Raw genomic sequence first — 6,279 nt, 5'->3', positions numbered from 1 at the left:
CTACTAATTGGAGGCAGCACCAAAAAATAGATATTTATTTTATTAAAAGCTAATTTTTTGGAGATTTTCACCACGCCGACCCGGATATTCTTCTATCAAGCGGGGGTGATTTCAAGATTTCTCTGAGTCCTTGTCGTTATTATCTTAGAAAGGTCGAGCTTGATAATAATGTCTAAACTGGCTCTGCGGCCAATTATTCGGATTAGATCATGTTATTTACAGGAAATTTCCTAGGAAATGGTCTTATTTTTCTTACCGAGTGATTAGGAGTTTTCTTGGCTAGCCCTTTAAAATATCGGCATTCCACTAAATTCATCATTTACTCACCTAAAACCCTCAACCAGCAATGATAACGGCCTGCCTGACAGTGATAAAGTTCAACCTGCTGGAAAACAAGCCAATTTGCTCACAACCTCGACAAACAGAACATTTGTGCACTTTCATGCTTTACAAGCCCCATCGGCACCGCTATTATTCGCCCCGTTCACACGATTCCTCTGTAGTTCAGTCGGTAGAACGGCGGACTGTTAATCCGTATGTCACTGGTTCGAGTCCAGTCAGAGGAGCCATATTTAGAAAAGCCCGCTTAGGCAACTAAGCGGGCTTTTTGCTGTCTGGCATTCAATCGTCGTAGGGTTCGCCTAGCGTAAGCATCAAGCGGTTTGCCCAGGCAAAGAAGGCCGTCGCCTGCACCAGATCCAACAGTTCCAGCTCCCCAAGCCCTTGTTCGCGTAACGCAGCAACTTGAGCGGTAGTGGCCTGCGGTGGCGTGGCCGAAAGCGCTGCGGCAAAGTCTATCTGCGTACGCCAATCCTCACCCTGCCCCTCGCTCAAGACCCCTCCAGGCGCGATATCCAGCAGGCGCTGTACCTCTGCTGTCTTTTTGGATAATTGCGCCGCTTTACGTGCATGCACCGAAGCACAGTAAATGCAGCCATTCACCTTGCTGGCCACCGCTGCCGCCAACTCACGATCCTGACGGGCCAAGCCGCCAGCGGTGTAGAAAATAGCCCGATCCGCAATGGTTCGCTGTTCCAGCACCGCATGATCGCGCGCCAGCAAGCGGAAATAGTCGGAATCAGCGTGGCCGAATTTGGTCAGCAAGGCGTTGCCCGGTTCATCAAACTCCTCCAGCGGCTTGGCCGCAATCCAGGGCTCCCACCCCAACTCTTGGCGGGTGAACGCTGGCGGAGCATGACGGCCACTGGCGGTGTGACTCTCGGTTCGCCAAGCGGAGGCACGAACAGGAGCTCGGGTACTGGTCGCGACCGGCAATCCGGCCAGCAATCGATAGCCGAACAGCAGACGGCTCTGGAAACTGACAAAGGCGATCAGTTGTGAAAGTGTGACAATGTCATCCAGCGACCATCCCGCCTGTTGCAGAGACTGTAAGTGTTTAGCCTCTGCCCCAGCAGGCTTGAAGACCAGACGTTCGGCGTGATCCAAAGCGGCCTGCAAACGCGGACCGTCTGCGGGCTGAGTCTGCTGCAATTGGGCATAATGCGCCACCAACTGCGGGTCACCGTGCCATTCGCTGATGCGTTGCGCCAACAGCAGACGTTCCGCAATCCCAAAACTTCCAGCATCCTGCGGCGCGAACAACCTCTGATAACTGGCCTCAATCCCCTCGGTGGCCGCCTGCCGCGTCGCTCGGGCCTGCGCCAAAGGAGAGTTTGGGGCGATTTCAGCCAATCTGGCCAATAGATCCTGGATGTCGGTCATACCTGTTCCTCAGCGTGGTGTGAATAAGACAGCGTGGTGGGATTGCGCCGCTGCCAGCCCAAGGCCGGTGCGACATCGCGTGCGATCAGTTCAATAGAGCGCAAAATATAGGCGTGGGGCGGATCGATAGAGTGCACCTGAAATGCCAAATCGGTGACGCGGGCCAGCGCGCTATCCCGCTGTAACGAGGCGATCACCTGGTCCGGCGTGCCGAGATGGACGTCAAAAGCGCGGATCAGACCGTCGAGGGACTCATCTCGCACCTGATGTCCGCTGGTACGTAAACGCTCCAACCCACGGCTAAGCCCCTGGGCGGCAAAATCACGTGCACGGTTCTGATCTTCGGTGACAAAAGCGGTGCGCGATCCCATGATGCGCGGCTCTATGCCTGCAGGCAGCGCGGCCAGATAGGCGTCAATAATGGGATTTTGCAGCTCATCGAGTGGCGTATCGGGAGCCTCAAGCGGCCTGGGTTGGGTGCGCGAGAGCATTAACCCATCCCCTGCCTTACCCGCCCTGATCCCTCCTTCAACCGAGAAAGTGGCTTGCCAGACGCGTTTTTTCAGTTGAGGGGCCGCCGGATAAAGACGGTTGGTGTCATTGCCGAGCGCTTCACCGCCCCAGGCATCCAGCAGCGTACGCAAATTGTCGTTAAACGCGGCATTGCGCCGTTCGGCATCAAGGCCGAAGGCACTAAACGAAGAAGGAGTCCCGCCCGCCGCCAGCCCCACTTCCAGCCTGCCACCGGAAAGCAAATCCAACACTGCCGTATCTTCCGCTACGCGCACGGCAGACTCCATTGGCAGGGTGATCACTCCGGTGCCCAGACGAATATGACGGGTGTGCACGGCGACCTGAGCCAGAAAAACCAGGGGTGAGGGCAATCCCCCCTCATCCTGATGAAAATGGTGCTGCGCCACCCAAGCGGTGTCGAAACCGGCATGTTCGGCATGGACGATCTGTTCGGTGGCCAGCCGGTAACGCTCCTGAGCACTGCCGTTATCCAGCAGGCGGGTAAAAAAGCCAAGACGTTTAGCGCTCATGAGGCATCCTTAAAAGTTTGGTACATCGCACGGCCAGGGATGGCTGCAATCAATTGGCGGGTATAGTCACTGCCCGGCAGGGCAAATACCTCGGCGGTAGTGCCTGTATCTACCTGTTGCCCACGGCACAACACCGAAACGCTGTGCGAGATTTGCCGCACCGTCGCCAGATCGTGAGAAATGAACAGGTAGGTCAGCCCCAACTCACGCTGTAGTTGTTCCAGCAGACGCAGGATCTGCGCCTGCACGGTCACGTCTAACGCCGAAGTGGCCTCATCTAATACCAACACCCGCGGTTGTAATATCAGAGCCCGAGCGATGGCAACCCGTTGCCGCTGGCCACCAGAAAGCTCACGCGGCTTGCGCGTCAATAGCTCGGCGGGCAGCGCGACTCGTTCAAACAGTTCCCGCACTCGGCGATAGCGTTCGGCTTTGGCAACAGGCTCAAAGTTGAGCAGCGGCTCTTCGATCGCCTGATACAAGGTTTGCGCCGGATCGAGTGAAGCAAAAGGGTTTTGGTACACCAGTTGGATACGCCGCCGAAACTGGCGCAGCGCCTCGCCCTTCAGCCGGGTAAAATCAACGCCATCGATAATGATTTGCCCGGCATCCGGCCGTTGAAAGCCCAGCAAGCAACGGGCCAAGGTGGTTTTTCCAGAGCCAGACTCACCGACCAACGCATGGGTGGTGCCACGCTGCACGCTGAATGACACCTGATCCAATGCCCGGAACACCTGCCCGCCTCGGCCAGCAAAGCGGAAATCCTTCACCAGTTGGTTGACGACGATTGCCGGTTCGGCCTGACGGACGATTGTTGGCGGCGCGGCAAAGGCCAACGAAGGTACATCGGCAAATAAACGCCGCGTATATTCATGCGCCGGTGCCTGCAATACCTCGGCCGTTGCCCCTTGTTCCTGCACTCTGCCCTGACGAAACACCAGTAGCCGATCGGCCCGTTCCGCCGCCACGCCCAAGTCGTGAGTGACGAACAGCACCGCTGTGCCAAACTCCTGACGCAGTTCGTCATTCAGATCGAGAATGCGTTTTTGCACCGTTACATCCAGCGCACTGGTCGGTTCATCGGCAATAATCAGCGCGGGCCGCAATGCAATGGCGATAGCAATCAGTACCCGCTGTTTCATGCCGCCAGAAAGCTCATGCGGATACTGACGCACTCGTAATTCCGGGTGGGTCAGTCCCACACGGGCTAGTAACTCCACCACCCGTTGCCGGACTAGTTTGCGCGGTAAACGTTGATGAATATTGATGATCTCGGCGACTTGCTCACCGATGGTTTTAACCGGATTGAGCGAACTGGCGGGGTCTTGCGGGATCAGGCTGATCTGCGCACCACGTACCGCATCCAACTGACGGGTAGACCAGTGGGCAATATCGGTACCATTGAGGCGGATCGCCCCCTGCTCCAGATGGCCATTTTCCGCCAGCAGGCCGATAATCGCCTGTGCCGTGGTGGTTTTACCCGACCCCGACTCCCCAACCAGAGCAACAACTTCCCCCGGCTGAATGCTAAAAGAAACGTTATGTACTACCCGCTGGCTGCTGCTCCCTTGGCGGTAAGCGATAGAGACATTCTGCAACTCCAGCAGTGGCGCAGGTGAAACGGTTGTCTGTAGGTTCATCAGCGCGCGCTCCCTAATGAGTGACTGATTCGGTTGGCAGCCAGCACGACGGCAACCACCATCAGGCCGGGGAAGGTAGTCAGCCACCAGGCCGTTGAGATGTAGTTCCGCCCTTCGGCAATCAGCAAACCCCATTCCGGCGTGGGTGGCGGCGTGCCATATCCCAGGAAGCTCAAGGTGGCGATCGCCAGAATGGCATTGCCAAACTGCAGGGCTGAGAACGCGATCACCGAAGCCAGCGAATTGGGCAGAATATGCCGCCATAGCACGGCCCAAAAATGTCCACCGCTACCGTAGGCCGCTTCAACGTAGTCGCTGTGCCGCACCCGCAGCACTTCCGCACGGGCCAGGCGCGCAAAGTTGGCCACCGACGAGATCCCCACTGCCAGCGCCGCATTCACCGTGCCGAAACCCAACAAGATGATCACGCTCAATGACAGCAGCAGCCCGGGGATCGACAGCAGAACATCAACCAAACGCATCACCACGTCGTCGACCACGCCACCCAAGGCCCCGGCAACCACGCCCAGCAATGTCCCTGCAACCAAACCCAGCGCCACCGCAACCAACGCTGCAGATAAAGTGTGCGATGCGCCATACACGATCCGGGCATACAGATCGCGTCCCAGCGGATCGGTGCCCAACCAGTGTGCGCCACCCGGTGCCAGTCTTTGCGCGCCTGCAATCCCTTCCGTACCGCTGTAGGCGGTAAATAGCTCTGGAGCGAACGCCCATAGCACTGCGATCGCCAACACGGCCCAGGCCAGCCATAGGCTAACCGGGTAGCGTCGCCGGGTGCGCCGGGCCGTGGGTAAGCTCCCCTCGGCCTCCCCAGCGGACAGGTCGCGTTCCGGCATTACGGCTTTTTCCAACGGAATACTGCTCATCGGGTCGCTCCTGCATAGGTTTTCAGTCTGGGATCAAGTAAAGGGAACAACAGATCGACCAGCAGATTGAGGATGACAAAGGCAGCAGCAGAGATCATGACCACCGCCTGTAACACCGCGACGTCCTGATTGACTACCGCCTGTTGTGTCAGTTGCCCCAAGCCACTGCGGCCAAAAACAGTTTCGGTGATCAATGCCCCGGCGATCAGTTCGCCAAACAGCATGCCCGCAATGGTCAGTACCGGCAGCATGGCGTTACGCGCCACATGCCGCCACAATACCCCACTGCGGCTGGCCCCTTTGGCACGCGCCACGGCCACAAACGGCTGCGTCTGCACGCTATCGATGCTGCGGATCAGGATTTGCGCCAACGGTGCAGAAATTGGGATCGCCAAGGTGGCGATGGGCAACAGCAGGCCAACCCACTCGCCCGGATTAATGATCGGCACCAGCTTCAGGCGGAAAGAAAAGATCTGGATCAAGACAATACCGAGCCAGAACGTCGGGACCGACACAAACAGCGCTGGCAGCGATCGCAGAGCCGATCTCAACCAACCAAATCCGATCAGATTGGAGACAAAGGCAATCGCCAGCGCCAACAACAACGCCAAGGCAAAACCCAGCACCGCAAGTTGCAAGGTGGCGGGCAGGTTGGCGGCCAGCAAGGCAGTTACCGGCACGCCGTTCTGGATCGAATAGCCTAGATCGCCCCGCAGGAAATTCCCCAAGGTATGTAGATATTGCTGCCACAGGCGAACATCGGCACCGTAGGCAGCGCGCATATCGGCAATCTGCGCCGGGCTAAGGCCCATATCCGGATTCTGGAATTTAATCAGGATCGCGTCGCCGGGCAGCACCTGTAGCAAGAAAAATGACAGGGTGAATGCCGCCCACAGCACCAATATCGCCTGCCCGCTTCGGCCACTCAGGTATTTCAGCATCTTCGTTTCCTCAAATATGGCGGTATGGCCCCTCACCCTAACCCTC

5 protein-coding genes and 1 tRNA gene are annotated in these 6,279 nt (G+C 57.5%); 1 reads left to right on the top strand and 5 read right to left on the bottom strand.

What is annotated here, in order from left to right; all coding sequences use genetic code 11:
• Positions 1-493: 493 nt before the first annotated feature.
• A tRNA-Asn gene (locus tag U869_RS0128640) sits at positions 494-569 on the top strand.
• 52 nt (positions 570-621) lie between these two features.
• Here the strand turns inward: U869_RS0128640 and U869_RS0128635 are convergent.
• From U869_RS0128635 to U869_RS0128615, 5 genes are read right to left on the bottom strand one after another with little or no spacing between them, the layout of a single operon-like run.
• Complete coding sequence (locus tag U869_RS0128635) at positions 622-1,722, bottom strand: alkylhydroperoxidase domain protein (protein ID WP_025123040.1); 1,101 nt, start codon at positions 1,720-1,722, stop codon at positions 622-624.
• Positions 1,719-2,765, bottom strand: a complete 1,047-nt coding sequence (locus U869_RS0128630) for a putative FMN-dependent luciferase-like monooxygenase (RefSeq protein ID WP_025123041.1) — start codon at positions 2,763-2,765, stop codon at positions 1,719-1,721. The genes U869_RS0128635 and U869_RS0128630 overlap by 4 nt, the downstream gene beginning before the upstream one ends.
• A complete protein-coding gene (locus U869_RS0128625; RefSeq protein WP_025123042.1) occupies positions 2,762-4,405 on the bottom strand; it encodes an ABC transporter ATP-binding protein in 1,644 nt (547 codons plus the stop codon). Before U869_RS0128625 ends, U869_RS0128630 begins: the two co-directional genes overlap by 4 nt.
• Complete coding sequence (locus U869_RS0128620; protein ID WP_025123043.1) at positions 4,405-5,292, bottom strand: ABC transporter permease; 888 nt, start codon at positions 5,290-5,292, stop codon at positions 4,405-4,407. Before U869_RS0128620 ends, U869_RS0128625 begins: the two co-directional genes overlap by 1 nt.
• Positions 5,289-6,233, bottom strand: a complete 945-nt coding sequence (locus U869_RS0128615; RefSeq protein WP_025123044.1) for an ABC transporter permease — start codon at positions 6,231-6,233, stop codon at positions 5,289-5,291. The genes U869_RS0128620 and U869_RS0128615 overlap by 4 nt, the downstream gene beginning before the upstream one ends.
• Positions 6,234-6,279: the final 46 nt, after the last annotated feature.

This window comes from Serratia sp. H1w, from assembly GCF_000633355.1.
Classification (GTDB): Bacteria; Pseudomonadota; Gammaproteobacteria; order Enterobacterales; family Enterobacteriaceae; genus Chania.
The sequence above is the reverse complement of the archived record's forward strand: the minus strand, read 5'-3'. Positions and strand labels throughout refer to the sequence as shown.

What these genes read in the sequence shown, in the direction of transcription:
- U869_RS0128630 (WP_025123041.1), bottom strand. Translation starts at nt 2,765, where the DNA reads ATGAGCGCTAAACGTCTTGGCTTTTTTACCCGCCTGCTGGATAACGGC.
- U869_RS0128615 (WP_025123044.1), bottom strand. Translation starts at nt 6,233, where the DNA reads ATGCTGAAATACCTGAGTGGCCGAAGCGGGCAGGCGATATTGGTGCTG.
- U869_RS0128635 (WP_025123040.1), bottom strand. Translation starts at nt 1,722, where the DNA reads ATGACCGACATCCAGGATCTATTGGCCAGATTGGCTGAAATCGCCCCA.
- U869_RS0128620 (WP_025123043.1), bottom strand. Translation starts at nt 5,292, where the DNA reads ATGAGCAGTATTCCGTTGGAAAAAGCCGTAATGCCGGAACGCGACCTG.
- U869_RS0128625 (WP_025123042.1), bottom strand. Translation starts at nt 4,405, where the DNA reads ATGAACCTACAGACAACCGTTTCACCTGCGCCACTGCTGGAGTTGCAG.